Here is a 24,680-nt window from a genome sequence, read left to right as displayed (position 1 = left end):
GGGAGATGACCGCAGTGACGGGGGAGGTTCCCCTCCAGGGATCGGGCGTGCTCGGACAGCCGCTGGACAGCCGCGAGGATCCGCAGCTGCTGCGCGGCGAGGCCACGTACGTGGCCGACATCGACCTCCCGGGCACCGCCCACATGGCGATCCTCGGCAGCCCGGTGGCCCACGCGAAGATCCTCTCCATCGAGACCAAGGCCGCCGAACAGATGCCCGGCGTGCTGAAGGTGGCGACCGCGGCCGACTTCACCGACGTGATGCCGCTGCCGTGCATCTGGATCCCCGGCGGCGTCGAGAGCCACTTCCCGCCCCACCCCTACGGACTTCCCGGCGCCCGCCCGGTCCTGACCGGCGACGCCGTCCGGCACGTCGGCGACCCGATCGCCGTGGTCGTCGCCGAGACCCCGCGCCAGGCCGCCGCCGCGCTGGCCGCCATCGCCGTCGAGTACGAACCGCTGCCCGTGGTCACCCGGGCCGACGAGGCACTCGCCGAGGGCGCGCCCCAGCTGCACGAGGCCGTACCGGGCAACCTGAACGCGTACTGGACCTGCGGCGACAAGGACCGCACCGACGCGGCCATCGCCGGGGCCGAGGTCACGGTGGAGCTCGACCTCGTGAACCAGCGCACCATCAATAGCCCCATCGAGCCGCGCGGCGCGGTCGGCGACTACAACGCCGCCACCGACGAGTACACGCTCTACGCCTCCACCCAGGGCCCGCACAACCACCGCTTCCTGCTGTCCGCGCTGGTCCTCGGCATCCCGTTCAACAAGCTCCGGGTGATCGCCCCGACCGTCGGCGGCAGCTTCGGCACCAAGGGCTACCTCTACCCGGACATGGCGCTGGTCCTCCTGCTCTCCAAGGCGCTGCACCGGCCCGTCAAATGGGTGGACACCCGCACAGGGCTGATGAACTCCACCGTCCAGGGCCGCGACCACCGCCAGCACGTGGTGCTCGCCGGCACCCGCGACGGCCGCATCACCGCCGTGCGCGCCACCAGCTACGCCAACCTCGGCGCGTACCCCTCCACCATCGGTCCCGGTGTCGCCACCGCCCTGATGGGCCGCTCCATCAGCGGCATGTACGAGATCCCCGCAGCCTTCTGCGAGGTGTACGCGGCCTTCACCAACACCGTCTCGCTCGGCGCCCAGCGCGGCAGCGGGCGCGCGGAGGCCGCCTTCCTGATGGAACGGCTCGTCGACCGGTACGCCTCGGAGATCGGCATGGACCCGGCGGTCGTCCGGCGCAAGAACCTGGTGCCGAAGGAGAAGTTCCCGTACGACAACGGCCTCGGCTGGACGTACGACTCCGGGGACTACGAGCTGAACTTCGACAAGGCGATGGAGCTGTCGGGCTACGCCGACATGCCCGCCCGCAAGGCCGAGGCCCGCACCCGCGGCAAGCGGCTCGGCGTGGGCCTCGCCACCTACGTAGCCATCTGCGGCGTCGGCCCCTCCACCCGGATGTCCAAGGAGGGCATGCTCGGCGGTACCTGGGAGAGCGCGAACATCCGCGTGCACCCGACCGGCGAGGTCACCGTCACCGTCGGCTCCGCCTCCACCGGACAGAGCCACCACACGGTCTTCGCGCAGGTCGCCGCGGACGAGCTCGGCATCGACCCGGGCCAGGTCCAGGTGTACGAGGGGGACACGCTCAAGGCCCCGTACGGGCAGGGCACGTACGGCTCGCGCTCCTACAGCATGGCCGCGCCCGCCGTCGCCCTCACCGCCCGGAAGATCAAGGCCAAGCTGGTCAAGGCCGGGGCCGTGTTCCTGGGCATCCCCGAGGACAAGGTGGTCTACGAGGGCGGCGCCGTCCACGAAGAGGGCAACCCGGAGAACACCAAGACCTTCGCCGAACTGGCGATGGCCATGTGGTACGGCTGGGGACTGCCCCACGAGATCGAGCCCGCCCTCGACGAGACCACCCACTTCGACCCGCCGGACTTCAACTACCCCTTCGGCACGCACGTCGCGGTCGTGGAGGTCGACGAACTCACCGGCGAGACCGAGGTGGTGGCGTACACCGCCGTCGACGACGCCGGCCACATCGGCAACCCGAAGATCGTCCTCGGGCAGATCGAGGGCAGCATCACGCACGGCCTCGGCCAGGCGTTGATGGAGGCCGCCGTGTACGACGAACAGGGCCTGCTCGTCAGCTCCGACCTGACGACGTACGCCCTGCCGCGCGCCGCGGACGTGCCGTTCTTCACGCTCGACAAGACCACCACGCCCAGCCCGCACAACCCGCTGGGCGCCAAGGGCGCCGGCGAGATCGCCACCGTGCCGCCCGCCGCGGCCGTCGTCAACGCGGTCGTCGACGCCCTGTCCGACCTGGGCGTGCAGCACATCGACATGCCGCTCACCCCCGAGAAGGTCTGGCGCCGCCTGAGAGGAGAAGCCCAGTGATCCTCACCGAGTTCGACTACGTCCGGCCCGTCGGGCTCGAAGAGGCACTGACCCTGCTCTCCAGCACCCGGGGCGCCCGGGTGCTGGCCGGCGGCCAGAGCCTGCTGCCCGGGCTGCGCAGCGGGGAGACCACCGCCCGGCTGCTCGTCGACGTACGCCACCTGGAGGAGCTCCGCGGCATGGAGCGGACGGCGGACGGGATCCGGATCGGCGCGCTGACCACGCTCGCAGAGCTCGCCGCCCACCCGGCCGTCCGCGCCGACGCCCCGGAACTGGCGGCCGCCGCCCGCGCCAACGGGGACCCCCAGGTCCGCAACCTCGGCACCGCCGGCGGGAACCTCGCCGCGGGCGGACGCGCGACCGACCTGTCGGTCGCGGCGATCGCCGCCGGCGCCCGGGTCGAACTGGCCGGACCCGGCGGGCGGTCGACCCTGACCGCCGAGGAGTTCGCGGGCTCGGCCGTGCCCGCCGGAGCCGTGGTCACCGCACTGCTGGTGCCCGCCGCCGGGCCGGGCGCCGCCTTCGAGAAGACCGCGGACCGGGCCACGCGCTACCCGGTCTGCGCCACCGCCGTACGGATCACCCCCGAAGGGCCGCGCATCGCGGTCACCGGAGCCACCGCCCGACCGCTGCGGCTGCGCGGGGTCGAGGACCGGCTGCGCAGGGGCCCGTACACGACCCAGGCCGTGCTCGCGGCCTTCCGCGCCGAGCCCAGGGAACTGTTCGTCCCCGGGCGCGGCACCTCGGCCGAGTACCTCGGCCACCTCGCGGGGGTGCTCGCCGCCCGCGCGCTGCAGAGGGCAGAGCAGGCCCTCGCCTGACCGCCCACCACGGGGGAGTTGACGCAGTGGCCGAATTGTCCAGGACGACCACGGGGAAACCGGCGAAGCCGGCCGCCCAGGCGGCCGCGGCCCCCAGAGGCTCCGGCTTCTGGGTGGTCGGGGCGGTCCTCGTCCTGCTGATGCTCTCCTCCTCCGTACCGTCCGCCCTCTACGTGCTCTACCAGGAGAGATGGGGCCTGTCCTCCGGCATGATCACGGTGGTCTTCGCCCTGTACGCCGTGACCGTGCTGATCGGGCTCCTGCTGTTCGGGTCCCTCTCGGACACCCTGGGCCGGCGCCCCGTGCTCGGCGTCGGACTGGTCCTGGCGATCGTCTCCATGGGACTGTTCGCCGGGGCGCAGGGGCTCGGGCTGCTGCTCGCCGCCCGCGCCGTACAAGGACTCGCGGTGGGCCTGGCCACCGGGGCGATGGGCGCGGCCCTCCTGGAACTGGCCCCCCGCTCGCGGCCGGCGCTCGGCGCCCAGGTCAACAGTGCGGGGCCGACGGTGGGGATCGGGCTCGGCGGGATCGGGGCCGGGCTGCTCGTCCAGTACGCGCCCGCCCCGACCGTGCTCAGCTACCTGCTGCTGGTCGTCGCCTTCGCGGTCACGCTGGTGGGGGTCGTCCGGATGCGGGAGAGCGCTCCCGGCGCCCGCTCCGGAGGCCGGCTGCGGATCTCCGCACGCCGGATCCACGTTCCGGCCGCCGTGCGGGGCCGCTTCGCGATCCTCGTCCTGACCATTGTCGCCGTCTGGTCCGTCGGCGGCTTCTACCTCTCGCTCGGGCCGCACCTGGCCCTGTCCCTGCTCCAGAGCACCAACTACCTGGTCGGCGGGGCCACCGTCGCCCTGCTCGCGGGCGCCGCCACCGCGGCCCAGCTGCTGCTGGGCCGCACCGAGGCCCTGCGCACCGCCGTCCTGGGCCTCTGCGGGCTGCTGGCCGGGCTCGGCCTGGTCCTGCTCGCGCTGGGCCTCGGCTCGGCCGCCGTGTTCCTCGTCGGCACGGCCGTCCTCGGCGGCGGTTGGGGCGCGGCGTTCCTCGGCTCGTTCCGGGCGCTGAGCGCGCTGGCCGAACCGGCGCACCGCGGCGAACTGACCGCTGCCGTCTACGTCTTCGCGTACCTCGCGATGAGCGTGCCGGCGGTGCTCGCCGGCATGCTCACCAACATCCACGGTCTGCACCGCACCTCCGTCGGCTTCATGGCCGCCGTCGCCGGGGTGTGCGCACTGGCCCTGTTCGTCACGCTGCGGCTGGCCGCCCGCACCCGGGCCGAAGGGAGCACCACATGAAGGCTGCCGACATGGACGCCGCCGAGCTGCGGTCGGCCCTGATCGGGCTGGAGATCTTCGCCGGGCTCACCGAGGACCAGCTGGACTGGCTGGTCTCCGTCTCCGAAGCCCGGGTGCTCGCCGACGGGGAGCTCCTGTTCCGCGACGGCGAGGAGGCCACCTGCTTCCACGTCCTGCTCGCGGGCGGGCTCGTCGTCACCAAGGTCGTCGACGGCCGGGAGGAGGTGCTGACCCGGCACTCCACCGAGGAGGAGAGCGCCGCCGCCGAGGAACACGACGGCAAGCCCTCCGCCGCGCACCGCTTCACCGGCGAGTTGCCGCTGCTGACGGACGGCGCGTACGTGGCCACCGCCGCCGCGAGCGGGCCGGCGACCACCGTCGTCGCGTACCCGAAGCCGGTGTTCTTCGAGATGCTGACCCGCTGCCACGGGGTGGCGGCCGTACTGATCCCGGTACTGGCCTGGCGGATCAAGTCCTCCGAGGTGCAGGCCCGCAAGCGGGCCACCGTCGAGGCGCTCGGCACCCTGGCCGCCGGCCTGGCGCACGAGCTGAACAACCCGGCGGCCGCCGTCGCCCGGGCCGCTCAGGAGCTGGCACCGGCCCTGGAGGGCCTGACCCGGACCGCCCAGGCCTGGGGCGCCGCCGCGACGGGCGCGGAGCGCTCCGTGTTCGACCGGTTGGCCGAGGAGCTCGACAAGCTGCCGCCGCCGGTCACCACCGACCCGCTCGCCCAGGCCGACGCCGAGGAGGAGATCAGCGACTGGGCCGAAGAGGCGGGCACCGAACGGCCCGGGCTGCTCGGCTCGGGGATCTCGGACCTCGGGCTGGAACTGGGCTGGATGCTGGAGCGGCTGGAAGGGATCGGGGAGCCGGCCCTGCCCGCGGCCCTGGACCACCTGGCCGCGCTGCTGGAGATCCGTTCGCTCGCCGCGGAGCTGCGTGCGGCAGGTCCGAGGATCTCCCAACTGGTCGCCGCCACCCGGGATTACGCCAATCTCGACCGGGCGCCCGAGCAGCGCTTCGCGGTGGCCGACGGGATCGAGAACACGCTGGTCGTGCTGCGTTCCAAGCTCGCCGGCATCACCATCGTGCGTGCGTACGATCCGGATCTGCCCGAACTGACGGGCTATCCAAGCGAGTTGAACCAGGTGTGGACCAACCTGGTCGACAATGCGGCCGAGGCCATGGAGGGCGCCGGGACCCTCACGCTGCGGGTCCGCGCCGAAGGGGTCTGTCTGGTCGTCGAGATCACCGACACCGGACGGGGCATCCCCGAGGACTCGCTGCCGCGGATCTTCGAACCCTTCTACACCACCAAGGACGTGGGGAAGGGCACGGGCCTCGGGCTGCACCTCAGCTACCGCATCGTGACCCAGCGCCACCACGGCTCGATCGCGGCCCGCTCACGTCCCGGCGAGACCCGGATGGTCGTCCGGCTGCCGCTCGCCGCGGCCGCCGCCTGCGCCGAAACACCTGATGAACCCACCTCCACCCGCTGAAAGGGAGTCGACATGGCCAAGTACGACATCTCCAAGCTGCACCCGGTCTTCGTCCGCCAGATGGAGGCGCTGGCCGCCCTGGACATCGAGGCGGTGATGAAGAACTACACCGACGACGCCGTGCTGCTGCGCTTCGAGGGCGTCTCGGTCGGGATCGAGGCCGTGCGCGAGACGTTCACGGGCTACCTGACGGTGAAGCCGACCCTGGTGGAGCTCCAGGAGTACATCGAGACCGAGGACACGATCTTCTACCGCGCGATCATGAATCTGAACGGCGAGCCGGAGCACGCGTTCGGGACACTCGTGGTCCGCGATGGCCGGATCTGGCGCCAGACCGCTGGATTCGGCGGCTGACCAACGATATCTGGGTAGCGTGTGCGGGGAGGGCGAAGGCAGCGCCCTCCCCGCACGTGCAAGCCGCCTCAGCAGACCGGGGGCGGAGGCCGGCAAAAATGGCAAAGGGGAGGTCATGGAGCGCGAAACCGGGCGTGTCGAGGCATTCAGTGACGGTGTATTCGCCATCGTCATCACGATTCTGGTTCTGGAGCTAAAGGTTCCGAAAGAAACGGGATCGGACTTCTGGCACGGGGTGTGGGAACAGTGGCCGCATTACGCCGCATACGTGGTGAGCTTCCTCATCATCGGCGTGATGTGGGTGAACCACCACACCATCTTCAGTCACCTCAAGCGGGTGGACCGGCCGCTGTTGTTCCTGAATCTCCTGGTGCTGATGGTGGTATCGGTGATTCCCTACACCACCACCGTGCTCGCCGAACACCTCGTCGAGGAGGGCGGCTCCGCCAACGCCGCCGCGATCCTTTACAGTTCGGTCACCGTCGCCTATGCGCTCGCGTTCCTGGCCTTCTGGTGGTACGTCACCCGCGTCGGCCACCTCTTCCACGAACGGGTGGACAAAGACGGTGCCCGGGCCACCCGCGTTCGCTTCGGCCTCGGCGCCGTGGCGTACCCCCTGACCGTTCTCCTGTCCTTCTTCTCCGCACCGCTCACTCTCGTCGCACACTTCCTCATCGCGATCTACTACGCGGCGAACCAGATCCCGATCCCCCTCGTGGTAGAGGAAGAGCGGCTCGAATCTGTGAGCGACCTCAGGAAGTAGCCGCCGGGGCCTACGGCCGTTCTGTACGGTCAAGTAGGGTATTGGATCTAGTGGTCGCGGGGGAGGCCCAGATGGCTCGCGTAGTTCTGCCGGAGGATTCCACCAAGGAAATCTCCGAATTGATCGACGTCCTGATCTCGCTCTTCTTCGAATCATTACCCCGGCGGGACCAGCGAAACTGGGCCCGCGTTTATCTCAACGGCCTCGTGCGGACCAGTGGGAAGAAAACAATCCGCAACATCGCTGGAACGGGGGCGAGTTCCGTCGAACAGAGCCTCCAGCAGTTCATCAGCAAGTCCCCATGGGACTGGACCCCGGTACGCCGCTCCCTCGCCCAGTACCTCGAACGCACCGCCCAGCGCCCGCTGGCCTGGGTGGTCCAGCCCATGGTCATCGAGAAGGCCGGCGACCGCTCCGTCGGCGTCGGCCGCCAGTTCGTCCCCCAGCTCGGCCGCACCGCCAACTGTCAGCAGGCCAGCGGCATCTGGCTCGCCTCCAGCGAGGCCAGCTTCCCCGTCGAATGGACCCTCACCCTCCCCGGGCCCTGGACGAACGAGCTGCTGCGCCGACGGCGGGCCGGCATCCCCGACACCGCCCGCTCGCTCACCCCCGCCCAGGACGCCGTACACGCCGTCCAGCGGATGGCCGCCACCTGGCAACTCCAGCGCCGGCCCGTGGTGATGGAGGTCGCCAACACCGACATCCCGCAGAGCATCGAGTCCTTCGCCCTCCAGGACATCCCCTTCGTCTTCAAAGTGGACGGCTCGCTGCCCGTCTCCTTCGGCGGCGCCGGCCGGCACAAGCCTGGACCGCACACCGCACCCGCCCGCGAACTCATCGACTCCCTGCGCTCCCAGCGGCGCGTCGTCGAATGGACCCGGCACGGCCGCGCCGAAGGAGCAGTGACCCTGCTGACCTCGGCCGCCATCCTCGCGACCCCCGGCGAGGACCGGCCCGCCCCGCTGCCGCCCACCCCGCTCCTGCTCGTCGGCGCCTGGACCGAAGCCGCCCTGCTGCCCTCCGAGTTCTGGATCACCAACATCGGCGACCGGCCGCTCGCCCAGCTCTTCCTGCTCGCCAAACTCACCGACCGGGTATCCCTCGATTTCACCGAGACCTGCGAACCCGTAGGCATCCGTGATTTCGAGGGCCGCTCCTTCCGTGGCTGGCACCACCACGCCACGCTCGCGAGCGTCGCCCACGCCTCGAAGCTGCTCGCCGCGCGCGGCCGCGTCCCCGACGGATTCCCCGTACCGGGCCGGCCCGCCATCGGCGCACCGGGGCGCGTGGCCCGCCCCGGCGCGCCCGGGCCCGTGCCGCGCAGCGGCCCCCCGCCCGTGCTGCCGCCGCGGCCGCTGATCCCCGGCCAGAGCGCGAGACGCGAGTACATCCGCTGATGCTCGACATAGCCGAGGAACTACGCGCGTGGTGCGCCGCACACCGGGAATTCGCCCTGGCCACCGTCGTCGCCGTCAGCGGCAGCGCGCCCCGCGGCCCGGGCGCCTCGCTCGCCGTCGACGCGGGCGGCACCGCACTCGGCTCCCTCTCCGGCGGCTGCGTGGAATCCGCCGTGCACGAGCTCTGCCTCGACGCGATCGCCTCCGGCGAGGGCGGCGTCCACCGCTTCGGATACAGCGATGACGACGCCTTCGCCGTCGGCCTGACCTGCGGGGGAGTCCTGGACGTACTCGTCACCCCGGTTCGCGGGCACGACCCGGTGCGCCCCGTCCTCGGCTCGGTGCTCGACGCCGCCGCCACAGGGGCCCGGGCCGCGCTCGCCCGGGTGGTCTCCGGCCCGCCGCCACAACTCGGCCGGGCCCTCGCCGTCCACCCCGACGGATCGTACGAAGGCTGCCTGGGCGGAGGCGCGGCCCTGGACCGGGCCGCCGCCGTCCTGGTACGGGACCTACTGCTGGCCGGGCGCACCGGCACCGCCGAACTCGGCACCGCCGGCGGACTGTGCGGGCAGCCGCTGACACTGCTGGTCGAATCCGCCGCCGAACCGCCCCGGCTGATCGTCTACGGAGCCATCGACTTCGCCGCCGCGCTCGCCCGGATCGGGGCTTTCCTCGGGCACCGGGTCACCGTCTGTGACGCCCGGCCCGTCTTCACGACGCCCGCCCGCTTCCCCGACGCCGACGAGGTGGTCGTGGACTGGCCGCACCGGCACCTGGCCGCGGAATGGGAGGCCGGCCGGGTGGACTCCCGTACGGCGGTCTGCGTCCTCACCCACGACGCCAAGTTCGACGTACCCCTGCTGGCCCTCGCCCTGCGCCTGCCGCTCGGGTACGTGGGCGCCATGGGATCGCGGCGCACCCACACCGAACGCGAGCAGCGGCTGCGCGACGAAGGGGTCCCGCAGGCCGCACTCGCCCGGCTGCGCTCACCCATCGGACTGGACCTCGGCGGCGCCACCCCCGAGGAGACGGCCCTGTCCATCGCCGCGGAGTTCACGGCGGCCCGGTACGGCGGATCGATCCTCCCCTTGGCGCAGCGCCGCGGCCCGGTGCACCTCGGCGGTTCCGACCCCTTCCGGGACCAGAGTCCCGTAGGAACAGACCACAGGGCCCGGTATGTCCTGGACGATCAGCCCGGGCGGCATTAATGCCGGGCCATGGGAGAATGAAGTACGTGCGTTTCCTCGGCCGCTCCGCCGGGGCCGCAGCCGGATCCTTCGATCGACTGGGATGTTCAGCACGTGCGTTTCCTCAATGACCAGAAGCCGCCGTACGACCTGACGTACGACGATGTATTCATGGTGCCGAGCCGCTCCGCGGTCGGTTCCCGCCAGGGCGTGGACCTCTCCTCGCCCGACGGTACCGGCACCACCATCCCGCTCGTCGTGGCGAACATGACCGCCATCGCGGGCCGCCGCATGGCCGAGACGGTAGCCCGCCGCGGCGGCATCGTGGTCATCCCGCAGGACATCCCGATCGAGGTCGTCACCGACGTCATCTCCTGGGTCAAGACCCGCCACCACGTGCTCGACACCCCGATCACCCTGGCGCCCACCCAGACCGTCGCCGACGCGCTGTCCCTGCTGCCCAAGCGGGCCCACGGCGCCGGCGTCGTCGTCGACGCCGACGGCCGCCCGGTCGGCGTCGTCACCGACCACGACCTGACCGGCGTGGACCGCTTCACCCAGCTCTCCGAGGTCATGTCGAGGGAGCTCCTGCTCATCGACGCCGACATCGACCCCCGCGAGGCGTTCAACCAGCTCGACGCCGGCCACCGCAAGCTGGCCCCGGCCGTCGACAAGGACGGCAAGCTGGTCGGCATCCTGACCCGCAAGGGCGCGCTGCGCGCGACCCTTTACACCCCGGCCACCGACGCCAACGGCAAGCTGCGCATCGCGGCGGCCGTCGGCATCAACGGCGACTTCGTGCAGAAGGCCAAGCAGCTGCTCGACGCGGGCGTGGACACGCTCGTCATCGACACGGCCCACGGCCACCAGGAGTCGATGATCAACGCGATCAAGGCCGTGCGCGCTCTGGACCCGCACGTTCCGATCGTGGCCGGCAACATCGTGGCCGCCGAGGGCGTCAAGGACCTCATCGACGCAGGTGCCGACATCATCAAGGTCGGTGTGGGCCCCGGCGCCATGTGCACCACCCGCATGATGACCGGCGTGGGCCGCCCGCAGTTCTCCGCGGTACTGGAGTGCGCGGCGGAGGCCAAGAAGTACGGCAAGCACGTATGGGCCGACGGCGGCGTCCGCCACCCGCGCGACGTGGCGATGGCGCTGGCCGCCGGCGCCGCGAACGTGATGATCGGCTCCTGGTTCGCCGGTACGTACGAGTCGCCGGGCGACCTGCAGCAGGCGGCCGACGGCCGCTTCTACAAGGAGTCGTTCGGCATGGCGTCGGCGCGCGCCGTGCAGAACCGCACCTCGGAGGAGTCGGCGTACGACCGGGCCCGCAAGGGCCTCTTCGAGGAGGGCATCTCCACCTCGCGGATGTTCCTGGACCCGACCCGTCCGGGCGTCGAGGACCTGATCGACTCGATCATCGCGGGCGTCCGCTCCTCCTGCACCTACGCGGGCGCGGGCTCCCTCGCCGAGTTCGAGGAGAAGGCCGTGGTCGGCGTCCAGTCGGCGGCGGGCTACGCCGAGGGCAAGCCGCTGCACGCCAGCTGGAGCTAGTCCCCCCGCTTCGCCGGTGGCCCCGGGCCGTCCCCCACAGGACGGCCCGGGGCCACCGCCGTTCCCGGGCCCTTTCCGGGTCGGACCGTTCGGCGTGCCGTTCGACCGGTCGGCGCAGGCGGTGGGCGGATACGCCATGCGGCGGATAACTCCGGGCGCCGGGTCCGTCACGCTCGGGTCATCCGACCCGGAAGGGGCACCCCGTGACCAGTACCCTCCGCCTCCGCACCGACGCGCACGCCCTCGCGCGACTGCACAGCGAACACGGCAAGGCCCTCTACGGTTTCCTCCTCGGTCTCACGTCCGGCGACCGGCACCGCGCCGAGGACCTCGTCCAGGAGACCCTCTTGCGCGCCTGGAAGCACCCCGAGGCGCTGGAGAGCGGCCACGGGTCCATGCGGCCCTGGCTGTACACCGTCGGCCGGCGCCTCGCCATCGACGCCCGGCGGGCCCGCCGGGTGCGGCCCGCCGAGGTCGGGCCGGACGCCCTGGACGCGCACGCGCCGGCCGCCGACGACCGCACCGAGCAGGCCGTCGCCGTCCTCGACGTCCGTGACGCGCTGAGATCGCTCAGCCCGGAGCACCGCGCCGTGCTCGTGCAGATCTACTTCCGCGGATCGTCGGTCTGCGAGGCCGCCCAGGCGCTCGGAGTCCCGGTCGGGACCGTCAAATCGCGTACGTACTACGCCCTGCGGGCCCTGCGGGAAGCCATGCCCGGCTACGGCCCGGGCACCGGCCCCGACTCCGGGCCCGCCCGTCGCGCGGCCGCCTGAGCGGCCACCCCCGCCCGCGAGCGGACCTGGAGCTTCGCCAAGATGTGCGACACGTGCGTCTGGACCGTCCGCGTGGAAAGGAACAGTGCGCGCGCGATCTCCGGATTGGAACGGCCCTGCGCGACGAGCAGGGCCACCTTCAACTCCGCCGGCGTCAGTGCCTCCCACCCGTTCGCAGGCCGCCGCCGCGCCGAGCGGCTGCCCCGCCGCACGCCCAGGCTCCGCAGCCGGGCGTCGGCCCGCGCGGTGTCCCACCGCGCGCCCAGGTCCTCGTACGCGGCCACCGCACGCGTCAGCGCCGACCGCGCCGCCGTCAGGTCGCCGTGCCAGGCCCGGGCCACCGCGAGGTCCTCCCACGCCTGGCCCAGCACCAGCGGCCGGCCCGCGGCCTGCGCCCGCTCCAGGGCCTGTTCCAGCAGCTGCGGGTCCTGCGCGAACAGGCCCCGGCAGCGCAGCAGTGCCAGCGCCGGGCCCGGATGCTCGGCCAGCGCCGCCGCAGTCCTCCCGCAGGCCGCCACCGCCGCCCGGGCCGTGGCCGTGTCCCCGCACTCCAGGGCCAGCCGGACGATCTCCGACAACACCCAGGGCCGCTCGTAGGCCATCGCCTCGTCCGGACCGTCCGCCAGTGCCGGCAGCAGCTCGCGCACCGCCTCGGCCGGCCGGCCCGCGCGTTCCGCCACCAGGGCCCGGGCCAGCAGCACGTGCCCGCTGTAGCGGCGGGCCGCCGGAGCGGCGAACGCGTCCGGCGGGAGCAGGGCGAGCTCGGCCCGGGCCGCTTCGCGCTCGTCCCGGTGGCCCAGTACGAGCGCCCGCAGCCCGTGCACCACCACCGGCAGCCAGCCGTCCGAAACCGGCAGCCCGTCCGCCCGGCCCGCCCCGGCGAACGCGGCGTCCCAGTCGCCGAGCCCGTAGTGGAACCCGGCGAGCAGCGCCTCGATCACCACCAGCCGGCCCGTCGAGCGGGTGGCGAGCGCCAGCTCCCGGGCCTCCCGCAGCGCCGCCGCGGCGGGCGCCGGCTCATCGAACCGCAGATGGCCCTCTGCTTGGTTGGCGAGCATCAGCAACCGCATGTCGTTGGCCTCGACGCTGCGCCGGGCGCAGGCGATCCCCTCGGCGACGTGGTGCAGCGACTCCCGGCCCCGCCCGAGGTGGAACAGCACGAAGGCCATCGCGTGGTGGGCCTCCGCCCCGCACAGCGGATCGCCGAGCCGGGCCGCCTCCGCCACCACCGGTACGGCCAACGCGTGCGCCTGCGCCGGGCAGCCCAGTTCGGCCAGGGCCAGGACCCGGCAGGCCTCCAGGCGCAGCCGGATCGCGGGGGAGGGGACCCCCTCCACCAGCGCGTCCTCGGTGACGGCCAGCGAACGGCCCATGTCCCCCTGGATCATCAGCGCCGACACCAGCTTGAAGGCCAGGGCCGACCGGGCCCCGGGGTCCGTGGCCCGCTCGTGCAGGGTGGTCAGGAGCTCCGCCGACTCGGGGCGGCGCAGCATCAGGGCGGCGTCCGCGAGGCCGCCCTCCAGGGCTTCCCGGTCCGCGCAGTCGGCCCGGCCGACGGCCCGCTCCAGCAGTTCGGCGGCGGCCGCGGGCGCCGCCGCGATCAGTGACTGCGACGAGTCCGCCAACCAGTGCACCGCCCACCGGTCCAACGACGGGCCGGCCAGGAGCTGTTCGGCGGTCCGGGCCGGATCGTGCCCGGCCTCGGCCAGGGCCCGCGCCGCGTCCTGGTGCAGGGCGGACCGGGCGGCCCGGGGCAGCTCCGCGTACAGGGCGCGGCGCAGCGCCGGCTGCCGGAAGCGCAGCAGCTCGCCGGTGTCCTCCAACAGCCCGGCGAGGAGCGGCTCCTCCAGTTCGGCCAGCACCTCCCGGGTGGGCCTGGCCTGTACGAGGGCCAGCTCGCGCGGGGTGAAGGCCGGGCCGAGCAGCGTCGCGTGCCGCAGGGTGGTGTAGGCGGAGCGGGAGAGGTAGCCGAGCCCCCGCGGGAGGGAGGCGGGCGGCTCGGGCAACTCCGATTCCGACACGATCAGTTCGGCGACACGCCCGACCTCCCGCCCGCCCGCGGCGTCGCCCGCCCCGGCTGCCCCGCCCCCGCCGAGGCCGGAGCCGTCGCCCGGGACGACGCTTCCGCCGTGCCCCTGGGGCAAGACTCCGCGGTGGCCTCTGCCGGGGCCCTGGGTCGAGCCCGCGCCGGGCCCCCGGCCTTCGCCCGCGGTGCGTCCCCGGGCCCCGCTCTCGCCCCCGCCGGGGGCCCCGGTGGTGGTGGCGACGAGCCCGGACCACTGCGCGGTCAGCTCCCGCAGCAGGCGGGGGTTGCCACCCGCCCGGGCAGCGGCCCGGAGCAGCCGCGGCCCCGGCTCCGCGCCCAGCGTCCGGCGGAGCGCCTCGGCCGTCTCCGGTTCGGTCAGCGGCTCCAGTCGGACGGTGCGCCCGCCCGGCCCGGCTCCCAGCCCGGCGCACAGCCGTTCCACCTCTGCCCTGCGGGGCAGCGGCCGCCGGGTCGCCGCCAGCAGCAGCGGCAGCCGGTCCACCGACCGGGCCAGGCGCTGCCACAGCAGGAGGCTGGCCGGGTCCGCCCAGTGCAGGTCGTCCAGCACCAGGAGCAGCGGACCCCGCGCGCACCACCCCTCGACCCCGGAAACCAGCAGGTCCAGGGCGGCGAGCCACGCCCCGCCGGGCTGCGCCGCCTCGCCGGCCTCCCGGAGCAGGGCGACCACGGCCGCCCGCTCGGGGCCGTCGGGGTGCAGGCAGTCCAGCGCCGCCCGCAGCGGCAGCCCCGCCGTGAAGGGGTCGGCGGCCCCGTAGCGCACCCGGCAGCCCAGCGCGGCCGCCTCGGCCAGTGCCTCCCGCACGAGGGCGGTCCGGCCCGCGCCGGGCTCGCCCTCCACGATCAGTCGGCTCCCGCGGCCCCGCGCACCGCCGCGCACCCACTCCCGCAACTCTTCACGCTGCTGTTCCCGCCCGACCCGCACGTCGGTGAACCTCCCCAGACCGTCCCCGGCTCAGTAGCGGCGAAGCTGCTCCCCCGGAGGTGAACTGTGGACCCCCGCGCGGTACTTGGGAATGCGCAGGGTGATCCTCATGCCCGCGCCGACGCCCGTCTCGATCACCGGGCCGTACGCGTCCCCGTACACCTGCCGGATCCGCTCGTCCACGTTCGTCAGCCCGATGCCCGACGAGGAGCCGCCGCGTTCCCCGGCGAGGATGCGGCGCAGTACGCCCGGATCCATGCCGACCCCGTCGTCCTCGATGGTGATCACGGCCTCCGCGCCGGCGTCCCGGGCGGCGATCGTGACCCGGCACTCCTCGGTGGAGTCCTCCAACCCGTGTTTGACGGCGTTCTCCACGAGGGGCTGGAGGCACAGGAAGGGCAGTGCCACCGGCAGCACCTCGGGCGCCACCTGGAGGGTCACCTTCAGCCGGTCCCCGAACCGGGCCCCGGCCAGGGCCAGGTACTGCTCGATGGAGCGCAGCTCCTCGGCCAGCGTGGTGAACTCGCCGTGCCGGCGGAAGGAGTAGCGCGTGAAGTCGGCGAACTCCAGCAGCAGGTCCCGGGCCCGCTCCGGATCGGTGCGGACGAACGAGGCGATCGCGGCGAGGGAGTTGAAGATGAAGTGCGGGGAGATCTGCGCCCGCAGCGCCTTGATCTCCGCCTCCATCAGCCGGGTCCGCGAGCGGTCCAGTTCGGACAGCTCCAGCTGGACGGAGACCCAGCGGGCGACCTCCGTCGCGGCCCGCACGAGTACCGCCGACTCCCGCGACCCGTAGGCCACGAGCGCGCCGAGCACCCCGTCCTCACCGGTGAGCGGGGCCACCACCGCCCACTTCAGCGGGCAGTCGGGCCGTGTGCACTCCGTCCGCACGCTCTGGCTGCGCCCCGAAGCCAGCATGACGGCGACCCGGGCCATGGCCCGCCGCTGGTGGTGGTCGGCGCCCGGCCCGTCCCAGGCCAGCACGGCCTCCCGGTCGGTGAGGCACAGCGCCTCCGTGCCCAGCAGCGAGCGCAGCCGCTTGGCGGCCTTGCGGGCGGCGTCCTCGGTGAGCCCGGCGCGCAGCGGGGGAGCGGCCAACGAGGCGGTGTGCAGGGTGTGGAAGGTGGCCCGCTCCACGGGGGTGCCGAGGTCCGGGCCGCTCGTCCGCTCGCCGCGCCGGGCGTGCCACCGGCCGCCGGCCCAGCCCAGACCCGTCAGCAGGGCCCCGCCCGCCGCCGCCAGGGCCGTGAGCACCGCTCCGGTCACGGAGCACCGCCCGCGCGGGCCGCGGATCCCGCTGTCGGCCCGGACCCGGCACCGGAGCCACCGGCCCCGGTCACGCTCTCCGGCAGGTGCAGCCTGGCCAGGGTCGCCGCCGTCCCCGCCGGGATCCGCGACCGGGTGGCCAGCGACACGAGCACCATCGTCAGGAACCCCAGCGGTACCGACCACGCCGCCGGCCACGCCAGCAGCGTGTGCGCCCAGCCCGCCCGGGGCAGCCCCGCCCGGGTCGCCAGCGCCGCGCCCAGCGCCGCCCCGCCCCCGATGACCAGCCCGGCCACCGCACCCGGCGGGGTCAACCCGCGCCACCAGATGCCCAGCACCAGCAGTGGGCAGAAGGACGACGCCGACACGGCGAAGGCCAGCCCCACCGCGTCCGCCACCGGGACGTCGGTCAGCGCCACGCTCCCGGCCAGCGGCACCAGCATCGCCACCAGCACCGCGATCCGGAACGACCGCACCCCGCGCGCCGGCAGGACGTCCTGGTGCAGCACCCCGGCCACCGCCATGGTCAGCCCCGAGGCCGTCGACAGGAACGCCGCGAACGCGCCCCCGGCCAGCAGGGCCCCCAGCAGGTCGCCGAGCACCCCGCCCAGCATCCGTTCCGGCAGCACCAGCACCGCCGCGTCCGCGTCCCCGGTGAGGGCGAGTTCCGGCGCGTAGGTCCGGCCGAGCACCCCGTACACCGGCGGCAGCAGGTAGAAGGCACCGAGCAGCCCGAGCACCACCAAGGTGGTGCGCCGCGCGTCGCGGCCGTCGGGGCTCGTGTAGAACCGCACGGCGACGTGGGGCAGGCCCATCGTCCCGAGGAAGGTGGCCAGCACCAGCCCGTACGTCGCGTACAGGCCGAGCGCCGGCCCGCCCCCGCCCAGCGGCTCGGACCAGCGGGCCGCGTCCGGCCCGGACGCCGCCCGGGTCTGCGGGACCCGGGTGTCCGCGGCGAACTCCAGCCGCGCCCGGGAGCGTACGGAGTGCTCCCCGGGCTCCAGCGTCAGCGGCGCGGACGTGTAGGTGCGCCCGTCGACCTGCCCGGTGACCTTCAGCGCCAGCGGCGCGTCCAGGGTCAGCCGGACGTCCTCGGCGAGCGTGACGGTGGTGTGCTCGCGGAACACCGCCGGTGCGTCGAAGGAGGCGCGCGGCGCGCCGTCCCCGGCCCAGGCGGCGAGCAGGAAGAACGCGGGCACCAGCAGTGCGGTCAGCTTGAGCCAGTACTGGAAGGCCTGCACGAACGTGATGCTCCGCATCCCGCCGGCCGCGACGGCCGCGGTCACGACGAACGCGACGACCACCCCGCCCACCCAGTGCGGCGCACCGGTCAGGATCTCCAGCGTCAGCCCGGCACCCTGGAGTTGCGGCATCAGGTACAGCCAGCCCACCCCGACCACGAACAGCACCGCGACCCGGCGCACCGCCTGCGACTCCAGCCGGGCTTCGGCGAAGTCGGGCAGCGTGTACGCCCCCGAGCGCCGCAGCGGGGCCGCCACCAGCGCGAGCAGCACCAGGTACCCGGCCGTGTAGCCGACCGGGTACCAGAGCATCTCGGGCCCCTGGAGCAGCACCAGACCGGCCACCCCGAGGAAGGAGGCCGCGGAGAGGTACTCGCCGCTGATCGCGGCCGCGTTGAGCCGGGGCCGCACCGTCCGGGAGGCGACGTAGAAGTCGGAGGTGGTCCGCGATATCCGCAGGCCCAGCGCGCCGAGGAGCACCGTGACCAGGACGACTACGGTGACCGCGGTCAGCGCGTACGTCTGGTTCAACGGTCGGTCCCTTCGGCGCGGGGGAGGAGGGGGTACCGGAGTCTACGCACGCCCGCGGACCGGGCAACAGGCGCGAACCGGGCCGATCCCGGGGGCTCCCACCGGCCGAAAAGGGGTGTCAGTGCGCGGGGTCCCGGTGCTCCGCGCAGTCCCGCAGCGCGATCTCCAGCTCCACGTACGAGTCCTCGGCGCGCCGGAAGGCCAGCGTCAGGGCCGCCTCCGCGCGGGGCGGCAGCTGCTGCCGGACCCCCTCGTTGGCCTCGTACAGTACGTCGGCCCAGCGCGCGGCGGCGCTGCGCAGCCGGGCGAGCAGCACCTCGGCCTCGGCGGGCCCGGCGGGCCGGGTCCGGGGCAGCACGGCCAGCGCGTCGAGCAGCGCTTGGATCTCGGCCATCAGCCCCCCTGCTCGTTGCCGCCCACTCCTTCCGGACCGGGCGGCTCCACGATAGGTCCGGGCGGGGCCGACCGAGGGTGCTGCGGCCCGTCCTGCGACCGACGGCAGGGGTGGGGCGCCGTACGCCCCGTGCGGTGCGACGAACGGTGCCCGGGCACGCCGGACGGTCGCCCCGCCGGCGGGTCGCCCCGCCGGGCGGCGGCCGGCTCACCGGGGTCGCGTGGGGGCGGTCGCCGCGTCGGGCGGCCGGTGGACCGCTATCCGGTCGCCTGGCGCATCAGCAGGTCCCGCAGCTCGCGGGCGTGGCGGCGGCTGACCTGGAGCTCGGCCGACCCGACGCGGACGCTGGTGGTGCCCGCGTCCAGCCGGAGTTCGTCGATGCGGCCCAGCGCCACGAGGTGGCGGCGGTGGATGCGGACGAACCCGCGGGCCGCCCAGCGCTCCTCCAGCGTGGAGAGCGGGATGCGGACCAGGTGGCTGCCCTCGTCGGTGTGCAGCCGGGCGTAGTCGCCCTGCGCCTCGACGTACGCGATGTCGGCGATCGCCACGAACCGGGTGACGCCGCCCAGTTCGACGGCGATCTGGTCCGGGGTGCGCTCGGCGACGGTCACCTCGGGGGCGGGGCGGCGCTGCACCGGGATGCTCGGACCGGCCGGTTCCGCGGGCTCGGACGGTTGCGCGGCGGCCCGGCCGAGCTGGGCACGGGCCCGCCGGACGGCCTCGGCCAGCCGCTCCGGACGGACCGGCTTGAGCACGTAGTCCACGGCTTTGAGGTCGAAGGCCTGGACGGCGAACCCCTCGTGGGCGGTGACGAACACGATCAGCGGCGGGTGCGCGAACCCGGCCAGCAGCCGGGCTATGTCGAGGCCGGTCAGCCCCGCCATGTGGATGTCGAGGAAGACCACGTCGATGCCGTCGGGCCCGTCGGGGCCGGTCTCCAGGGCCCGGGTGATCCGCCGCAGGGCCTCGGTGGCGTCCGAGGCGCCCTCGGCGCTCAGCACCCGGGGGTCGGAGCGCAGCAGGTAGAGGAGTTCCTCAAGGAGCGGCTTCTCGTCGTCGACGGCCAGTACGCGCAGCATGCGGTGGAGTCTAGGGACGACGGCGCCGGGGCGGAACGGTGCGCGGCCCGCCTGCCGGGGGGAGGTGGGCAGGGGGCCGCGCGGTTCGTGTGTGGGGGAACGTGGGGGAAGGTGGTGGTCGGGGTGGTGGTCGGGACGCGGTCAGGAACTGGCCACGACGTGGGGTCAGGACGTGGTGATCAGCTTGCCGTCGGGCGAGACCGCGTACCAGGTGCCGCCGACGCCCTGCCCGTTGACGTCGCCGGCCTTCTTGTCACCGGTGAAGGTGTAGACGGGCCAGCAGTCGATCGCCTGCTGCTTCATGCCGTCGGGGCGGTCCAGTACGGAGTAGCCCTTCTCCACGATGCCCTTGGCGTTGGCCTTGTCCACCGGGGGCACCACCGGCCACTTGGCGACGCAGTCACCGGTGCAGTTGGAGGCCATCGGCCAGGCGGTGTCCTTCTTGAACCGGTAGACGGTCATCCCGTTGCCGTCGACGATGTGCTCGCCGAGCTTGGGGTCCTTGGCGACCGTCAGGGCGCCCGCGGCCTGACCCGCACCGGCGGGCGCGGCGCTCGGGTACGGCGCGGCAGACGCGGCGGGCGCGTCGGAAGCCGCGGGCGCGGCAGAAGCGGCGGCCGCCTTCGCGGCCTTCTTGCCGTCGGGGGCGAGCGCGAACCAGGTCCCGCCGACGCCCTGCCCGTTGGTCTCGCCCGCCTTGGTGTCCTTGCTGTAGCGGTACACGGGCCAGCCGCCCACGGTCAGCTGCTTGCTGCCGTCGCCGCGGACCACCTCGCCGAGCACCGACGGGTCCATGCCCGCGGCGGCGGTGGCGTCGCCGGCCGCGACCACCGGCCAGGTCTTCGCGCAGTCGCCCTCGCAGTTGGACTTCGGCGGCTTGGCGGTGTCCTTGTCGAAGCGGTAGAGGGTCATCCCGGCGCTGTCGGCGAGGACGGAGCCGAGCTTCTCGTTCTGGGCGATCGCCAGCTGCCCGGCGGACTTGATGCCCGCCCCGGCGGCGTCTGCCGCTCCGGCACCGGATCCCGAGCCGTAGTCGGAGCCGTAGTCACCGGCACCGGCGCCGGAGGCGGGGGCGGCGGACGCGGCCCCGGCCGGCTTCGCGTCCCCTCCCTTGGCGTAGTCCCCGCCGCCGCAGGCTGTCGCGGTGAGGGTGACGACGACTGCCACGGCGGCCAGGGTGGTTCCGCGCTTGATGCCCATCTTGATCTCTCCCACGTTCGGTGTCTCCGTGTCCGCCGCCCGTCTCCGGTGCGTCGGCAACTCTGCGAAGGACACGCCTGGTTGAGGTCGATCTGTTCAAGCGGATGTGTGTGGGCTGTTTCACTCACCCCGTACCGAACCCGGCGCGGCGCAGAGCCGTGACCACAGCGAGGCCGAGGATCTGGTGTCCGCCGTCGTTGGGGTGCAGTCCGTCCTCCAGGTGCTCCGGTCCCAGCAGGTCACGGCCCGGCAGCAGGGTGAGGCGGTCGTCCCCGGCGGCGATCCGGTCGCGGGCGGCGCGCTCCATCGCATCGCGCAGGGCGCCCAGGGTGGCGCCGAGCCGGTTCGGGGTGCGCTCGGCGTCCGGCCGCAGTACGGGGGAGAGCAGTAGCATCGGGGTCCGCGGATGCCCCTGGCGGACCAGGTCGAGGAACGCGCGGGTGGTCTCGTACAGCAGTGGTACCGAGAAGGGCACGCGGGACCAGCAGTTGGTGCCGAACGCGAGGGTGAGGACATCGGCGGGCAGACCCGCGATCTGCTCGGCGGTGGCGAGTTCCCCGCGGGCGGCGCCCGCGTACCCGAGGTTGACGGTGTCCCAGCCCAGGGCCCGTCCGGCGACGGAGGGCCAGCCGTGGGCGGGCCGTGTGGACCACCAGCCCTCGGTGATCGAATCGCCGTGCACCACCCAGCGCGGGGCGGGCGGCGCCGGGGCCACGGTTCCGCCGATCCCGCGCAGGCCGAGGATCAGCGGGGACTGCGCCTCCGGCGGATGGAGGGTGAACGGGCCCGTTCCGCCCGGGAGTTCGATGCGTACGACGGCCTCCGCGGCCGGTTCGGTCCAGACCTCGCGGACCACGCCGTGGCGGTCCCACAGGGCGAAGCCGTGCGCGAGGTCGCGCAGCGCGTCGGTGGGCCCGGGCACGGTCGCCCGGTAGCGGATCTCCACCGCGTGCGCGGCGTGCGCCGTGAACTCCAGACGCACCCCTATGGGCAGGGTGGCCCGCTCCCCGGTGTCCCAGGGCAGTCGCATGCCGTCAGCCGGGTCGGCCCGGACCGGGCGCCCCTTGTCGAGCCAGGCGACTCCGCGCAGGAACGGCCCCGGGTCCAGCCAGTGCGTGGCGGTGCCCTCAGTGATCACTGCGCGCCTCCGGTCGTCAGGGGAGTCGGGGCGGAGGGGGCCGCGGTCGCAGCCCCCGGTGCCACCGCGTTCACCCGTACCCCGCGCGGGCCGGTTCCACCGCCGCGGGGGTGCGCCCGTCCGGTCCGGCCGGCTCCGGCGGGCATGCTGCGGGAGATCTGACGAGGTGTCAATAAAGGGGCTCAGCGCGCGGTGCGCACCGATCGATCATCCGTGCGCAACAAAGGACCATCCAGGACAGATCCGCGCAACGATCGTACGGCAATGTGCAAGGATGGTGCATTACGGGCGGTATCACTCAGCTCGTAGGCTCACTCGCTGTACGTGGAGTGGCGAAGACCGCCTGCTCGGCGGTCCTCCCCCATGCCCAGGCTCTTGTCTGTGTCCTGCTCAGGACCGCTGCGGTCGATGCCTCAGTCCCCATCCGCAGTGTCAAAGGAGTCCCCTCGTGCTCGACCAGGGCCAGGCACCCCCGCTCTCCCAGGAGACGCGCAAGCCCGTGAACCCGCTGATGCGCCGCAAGCCCGTCGAGCGGCTCGTCGCCGAGGGCGGCCAGGGCGAGGGCGGCACGCTGCGCCGCTCGCTCACCATGTGGCAGCTGACCATGATCAGCATCGGTGCCACCCTGGGCACCGGCATCTTCGTCGTCCTCGGCACCGCCGCCCCCAAGGCCGGCCCCGCCGTGACGATCTCCTTCGTCATCGCGGGCCTGACCGCGCTCTTCTCGGCCCTCTCCTACGCGGAGCTGGCCGGCTCCGTGCCGGTCTCGGGCTCCTCGTACTCGTACGCGTACGCCACCATGGGCGAGCTCATAGCCTGGATCTGCGGCTGGTGCCTGGTCCTGGAGTACGCGGTCTCCGTCGCCGCCGTGGCCGTCGGTTGGGGTCAGTACCTCAACGAGCTCCTCGACGGGACCATCGGCGTCACCATCCCCGAGGCGGTCTCCGCGCCGCTGGGCGAGGGCGGGTTCATCAACCTGCCGGCGCTGGTCGTCGTCATGCTCTCGATGGTCTTCCTGATGCGCGGCGCCAAGGAGAGCGCCACGATCAACTCGATCATGGTCGCGGTGAAGATCGTCACGCTGCTGCTCTTCATCGGCATCGGCGTCATGGGCATCAAGTCCGGCAACTACACGCCGCTCGCCCCGCTCGGCGTCACCGGCATCAGCGCCGCCGCCTCCACCCTCTTCTTCTCGTACATCGGCTTCGACGCCGCTTCCACCGCCGGTGAGGAAGCCAAGAACCCGAAGAAGGACCTGCCGCGCGCGATCATGCTCTCGCTGGGCATCGTCACCGTCCTGTACGTGCTCGTCGCCTTCGTCGCCGTCGGCGCCATGCCGTGGCAGGACTTCGAGGGCACCGAGGCCGCGCTCGCCCAGATCATGACCGACGTGACCGGCACCAGCGTCTGGGGCGTCGTCCTCGCCGCCGGCGCCGTGATCGCGATCTTCTCCGTCGTCTTCGCCGTCCTCTACGGCCAGACCCGCATCCTCTTCGCGATGTCCCGCGACGGCCTCGTCCCCAAGGTCTTCGCCAAGGTCGACGAGAAGACCGGCGCCCCCCGCGCCAACGTCGTCATCGTCTCCCTCTTCTGCGGCGTCCTCGCGGCCTTCATCCCGCTGGGCAAGCTCGCCGACGCCACCAGCATCGGCACCCTCTTCGCCTTCGGGCTGGTCAACGTCGCCGTGATCATCCTGCGCCGCACCAAGCCGGACATGCCGCGCACCTTCAAGGTGGCGCTCTTCCCGATCACGCCGATCCTGGGCTTCCTCGCCTGCGGCTTCATGATGTTCAGCCTCGACAAGGCCACGTGGATGGTCTTCGGTGGCTGGATGGCAGTCGGCCTCGTGGTGTACTTCAGCTACGGCATCCGCCGCTCCCGACTGGCCACGGCAGAAGTGGCCACAGCAGAAATGTGATCCACCCGCAGTGCGACTGAACGATCTCGACGAACGCATCGTGCACGCCCTCGCCGAGGACGCCCGCCGCTCCTACGCGGACATCGGATCCGAGGTCGGACTCTCTGCCCCCGCCGTGAAACGGCGCGTGGACCGGCTGCGGGCCGAGGGAGCCATCACCGGCTTCACCGTCCGCGTCGACCCCGCCGCCATGGGCTGGGAGACCGAGGGCTTCATCGAGATCTACTGCCGCCACAACACCTCGCCGGACGACATCCGTCGAGGGCTGGAGCGGTACCCCGAGGTGGTGTCCGCGTCGACCGTCACCGGCGACGCGGACGCCCTCGTCCAGGTCTTCGCCTCCGACATGCGGCACTTCGAGCGGGTACTGGAACGCATCGCGGGCGAACCCTTCGTGGAGCGCACCAAGTCGGTACTGGTCCTGTCCCCCCTCCTGCGCCGCTTCACCTCGGGCGCCCCGGCCTGACGGCCGCCCCCTCGAACACGGCTGCGCCCCGGCATCCCGATGTCGGGGCGCAGCCGTGTCGGCGCGGCAGGACCCCTACGGGGCCGGCCTACGCCCTCGTGGCGGCCGGGGCGGCATGCGCCGGGTCCGCGAGGGCCCGGCGTTCCTCTTCGGTCAGCCCGCCCCACACCCCGAACGGCTCGCGGGTCCGCAGCGCGTGTTCCAGGCACGCGGCGCGCACCGGGCACACCGCGCACACCCGCTTCGCGGCCTCGTCGCGGTCCTCCCGCTCCTCGCCGCGCTCACCGGCGGGGTGGTAGAACCGGCCGGGACCCAGATTCCGGCAGGCGGCTTGCAGCTGCCACTGCCAGTGGTGGTGGGCGGCGCCGGGCAGCCGGGAGACGTCGGTCATGACAGTTCCAGTTCCTTTCGCGTTCCTGGGCATGTC

At 73.3% G+C, this 24,680-nt stretch carries 20 protein-coding genes; 12 read left to right on the top strand and 8 right to left on the bottom strand.

The genetic code is table 11. The features are described from left to right. Positions 1-5 precede the first annotated feature (5 nt). From OG974_RS10695 to OG974_RS10650, 10 genes are all read left to right on the top strand, one after another. On the top strand, positions 6-2,411 hold the full coding sequence (locus tag OG974_RS10695) for a xanthine dehydrogenase family protein molybdopterin-binding subunit (protein WP_327282458.1): 2,406 nt from the start codon (positions 6-8) through the stop codon (positions 2,409-2,411). Continuing rightward, positions 2,408-3,232 (top strand): xanthine dehydrogenase family protein subunit M, encoded by an 825-nt coding sequence (locus tag OG974_RS10690; RefSeq protein ID WP_371646297.1) that lies wholly within the window; start codon positions 2,408-2,410, stop codon positions 3,230-3,232. Before OG974_RS10695 ends, OG974_RS10690 begins: the two co-directional genes overlap by 4 nt. 26 nt (positions 3,233-3,258) lie before the next feature. Next, positions 3,259-4,521, top strand: a complete 1,263-nt coding sequence (locus OG974_RS10685; protein WP_371646296.1) for an MFS transporter — start codon at positions 3,259-3,261, stop codon at positions 4,519-4,521. Next, complete coding sequence (locus OG974_RS10680) at positions 4,518-6,020, top strand: ATP-binding protein (protein WP_328762144.1); 1,503 nt, start codon at positions 4,518-4,520, stop codon at positions 6,018-6,020. Before OG974_RS10685 ends, OG974_RS10680 begins: the two co-directional genes overlap by 4 nt. Positions 6,021-6,032: 12 nt before the next feature. Further along, positions 6,033-6,374 (top strand): nuclear transport factor 2 family protein, encoded by a 342-nt coding sequence (locus OG974_RS10675; protein WP_030656331.1) that lies wholly within the window; start codon positions 6,033-6,035, stop codon positions 6,372-6,374. A gap of 115 nt (positions 6,375-6,489) precedes the next feature. Continuing rightward, positions 6,490-7,137 (top strand): TMEM175 family protein, encoded by a 648-nt coding sequence (locus OG974_RS10670; RefSeq protein WP_327282454.1) that lies wholly within the window; start codon positions 6,490-6,492, stop codon positions 7,135-7,137. A gap of 71 nt (positions 7,138-7,208) precedes the next feature. Next, positions 7,209-8,534 (top strand): transposase, encoded by a 1,326-nt coding sequence (locus OG974_RS10665; protein ID WP_327282453.1) that lies wholly within the window; start codon positions 7,209-7,211, stop codon positions 8,532-8,534. Continuing rightward, the gene (locus tag OG974_RS10660) at positions 8,534-9,742 is read left to right on the top strand and encodes an XdhC/CoxI family protein (protein ID WP_328762140.1); all 1,209 of its coding nucleotides are present in this window, start codon (positions 8,534-8,536) and stop codon (positions 9,740-9,742) included. Before OG974_RS10665 ends, OG974_RS10660 begins: the two co-directional genes overlap by 1 nt. 93 nt (positions 9,743-9,835) lie before the next feature. Continuing rightward, positions 9,836-11,278 (top strand): GuaB1 family IMP dehydrogenase-related protein, encoded by a 1,443-nt coding sequence (locus tag OG974_RS10655; RefSeq protein ID WP_327282451.1) that lies wholly within the window; start codon positions 9,836-9,838, stop codon positions 11,276-11,278. A 203-nt stretch (positions 11,279-11,481) separates the two neighbouring features. After that, positions 11,482-12,051 carry a sigma-70 family RNA polymerase sigma factor gene (locus OG974_RS10650; RefSeq protein WP_327282449.1) on the top strand — a complete coding sequence of 190 codons (570 nt, stop codon included), beginning with the start codon at positions 11,482-11,484 and terminating at the stop codon, positions 12,049-12,051. Here OG974_RS10650 and OG974_RS10645 read toward each other — a convergent pair. The 7 genes from OG974_RS10645 to OG974_RS10615 form a co-directional block, all read right to left on the bottom strand. Next, positions 11,997-15,020 carry an AAA family ATPase gene (locus OG974_RS10645; RefSeq protein ID WP_371646292.1) on the bottom strand — a complete coding sequence of 1,008 codons (3,024 nt, stop codon included), beginning with the start codon at positions 15,018-15,020 and terminating at the stop codon, positions 11,997-11,999. The two genes, OG974_RS10650 and OG974_RS10645, sit on opposite strands and share 55 nt — an antisense overlap. A 30-nt stretch (positions 15,021-15,050) precedes the next feature. Further along, positions 15,051-16,286: a histidine kinase gene (locus tag OG974_RS10640; RefSeq protein WP_371646291.1), complete on the bottom strand. Its 1,236-nt coding sequence runs from the start codon at positions 16,284-16,286 to the stop codon at positions 15,051-15,053. Next, a complete protein-coding gene (locus OG974_RS10635; RefSeq protein ID WP_371646290.1) occupies positions 16,283-18,058 on the bottom strand; it encodes a cation acetate symporter in 1,776 nt (591 codons plus the stop codon). Before OG974_RS10635 ends, OG974_RS10640 begins: the two co-directional genes overlap by 4 nt. A 118-nt stretch (positions 18,059-18,176) precedes the next feature. Further along, positions 18,177-18,452 (bottom strand): hypothetical protein, encoded by a 276-nt coding sequence (locus OG974_RS10630; protein ID WP_329313009.1) that lies wholly within the window; start codon positions 18,450-18,452, stop codon positions 18,177-18,179. Positions 18,453-18,709: 257 nt separating this feature from the next. Then, positions 18,710-19,531: a LytTR family DNA-binding domain-containing protein gene (locus OG974_RS10625; RefSeq protein WP_327282444.1), complete on the bottom strand. Its 822-nt coding sequence runs from the start codon at positions 19,529-19,531 to the stop codon at positions 18,710-18,712. A 165-nt stretch (positions 19,532-19,696) separates the two neighbouring features. Further along, a complete protein-coding gene (locus tag OG974_RS10620) occupies positions 19,697-20,731 on the bottom strand; it encodes an SCO0930 family lipoprotein (RefSeq protein WP_371646783.1) in 1,035 nt (344 codons plus the stop codon). A gap of 124 nt (positions 20,732-20,855) precedes the next feature. Then, the gene (locus OG974_RS10615; protein WP_327282442.1) at positions 20,856-21,869 is read right to left on the bottom strand and encodes a GDSL-type esterase/lipase family protein; all 1,014 of its coding nucleotides are present in this window, start codon (positions 21,867-21,869) and stop codon (positions 20,856-20,858) included. Positions 21,870-22,317: 448 nt separating this feature from the next. On the opposite strand from OG974_RS10615, the gene OG974_RS10610 reads away from it, so the two are divergent. Continuing rightward, on the top strand, positions 22,318-23,787 hold the full coding sequence (locus tag OG974_RS10610) for an amino acid permease (RefSeq protein WP_327282441.1): 1,470 nt from the start codon (positions 22,318-22,320) through the stop codon (positions 23,785-23,787). Between the two features lie 10 nt (positions 23,788-23,797). Next, the gene (locus tag OG974_RS10605; RefSeq protein WP_007262967.1) at positions 23,798-24,253 is read left to right on the top strand and encodes an Lrp/AsnC family transcriptional regulator; all 456 of its coding nucleotides are present in this window, start codon (positions 23,798-23,800) and stop codon (positions 24,251-24,253) included. An 88-nt stretch (positions 24,254-24,341) separates the two neighbouring features. Here the strand turns inward: OG974_RS10605 and OG974_RS10600 are convergent, their stop codons facing one another. Beyond that, positions 24,342-24,644: a WhiB family transcriptional regulator gene (locus OG974_RS10600; protein ID WP_327282440.1), complete on the bottom strand. Its 303-nt coding sequence runs from the start codon at positions 24,642-24,644 to the stop codon at positions 24,342-24,344. Positions 24,645-24,680 lie beyond the last annotated feature (36 nt).

The sequence above is a fragment of the Streptomyces sp. NBC_00597 genome (assembly GCF_041431095.1).
Taxonomy (GTDB): Bacteria; Actinomycetota; Actinomycetes; order Streptomycetales; family Streptomycetaceae; genus Streptomyces.
The sequence above is the reverse complement of the archived record's forward strand: the minus strand, read 5'-3'. Positions and strand labels throughout refer to the sequence as shown.

Excerpts from the sequence above, each read along its gene's own strand:
- OG974_RS10670 (WP_327282454.1), top strand. The coding sequence starts at position 6,490 with ATGGAGCGCGAAACCGGGCGTGTCGAGGCATTCAGTGACGGTGTATTC.
- OG974_RS10630 (WP_329313009.1), bottom strand. The coding sequence starts at position 18,452 with ATGGCCGAGATCCAAGCGCTGCTCGACGCGCTGGCCGTGCTGCCCCGG.
- OG974_RS10695 (WP_327282458.1), top strand. The coding sequence starts at position 6 with ATGACCGCAGTGACGGGGGAGGTTCCCCTCCAGGGATCGGGCGTGCTC.
- OG974_RS10625 (WP_327282444.1), bottom strand. The coding sequence starts at position 19,531 with ATGCTGCGCGTACTGGCCGTCGACGACGAGAAGCCGCTCCTTGAGGAA.
- OG974_RS10600 (WP_327282440.1), bottom strand. The coding sequence starts at position 24,644 with ATGACCGACGTCTCCCGGCTGCCCGGCGCCGCCCACCACCACTGGCAG.
- OG974_RS10620 (WP_371646783.1), bottom strand. The coding sequence starts at position 20,731 with ATGGGCATCAAGCGCGGAACCACCCTGGCCGCCGTGGCAGTCGTCGTC.
- OG974_RS10660 (WP_328762140.1), top strand. The coding sequence starts at position 8,534 with ATGCTCGACATAGCCGAGGAACTACGCGCGTGGTGCGCCGCACACCGG.
- OG974_RS10680 (WP_328762144.1), top strand. The coding sequence starts at position 4,518 with ATGAAGGCTGCCGACATGGACGCCGCCGAGCTGCGGTCGGCCCTGATC.
- OG974_RS10675 (WP_030656331.1), top strand. The coding sequence starts at position 6,033 with ATGGCCAAGTACGACATCTCCAAGCTGCACCCGGTCTTCGTCCGCCAG.
- OG974_RS10665 (WP_327282453.1), top strand. The coding sequence starts at position 7,209 with ATGGCTCGCGTAGTTCTGCCGGAGGATTCCACCAAGGAAATCTCCGAA.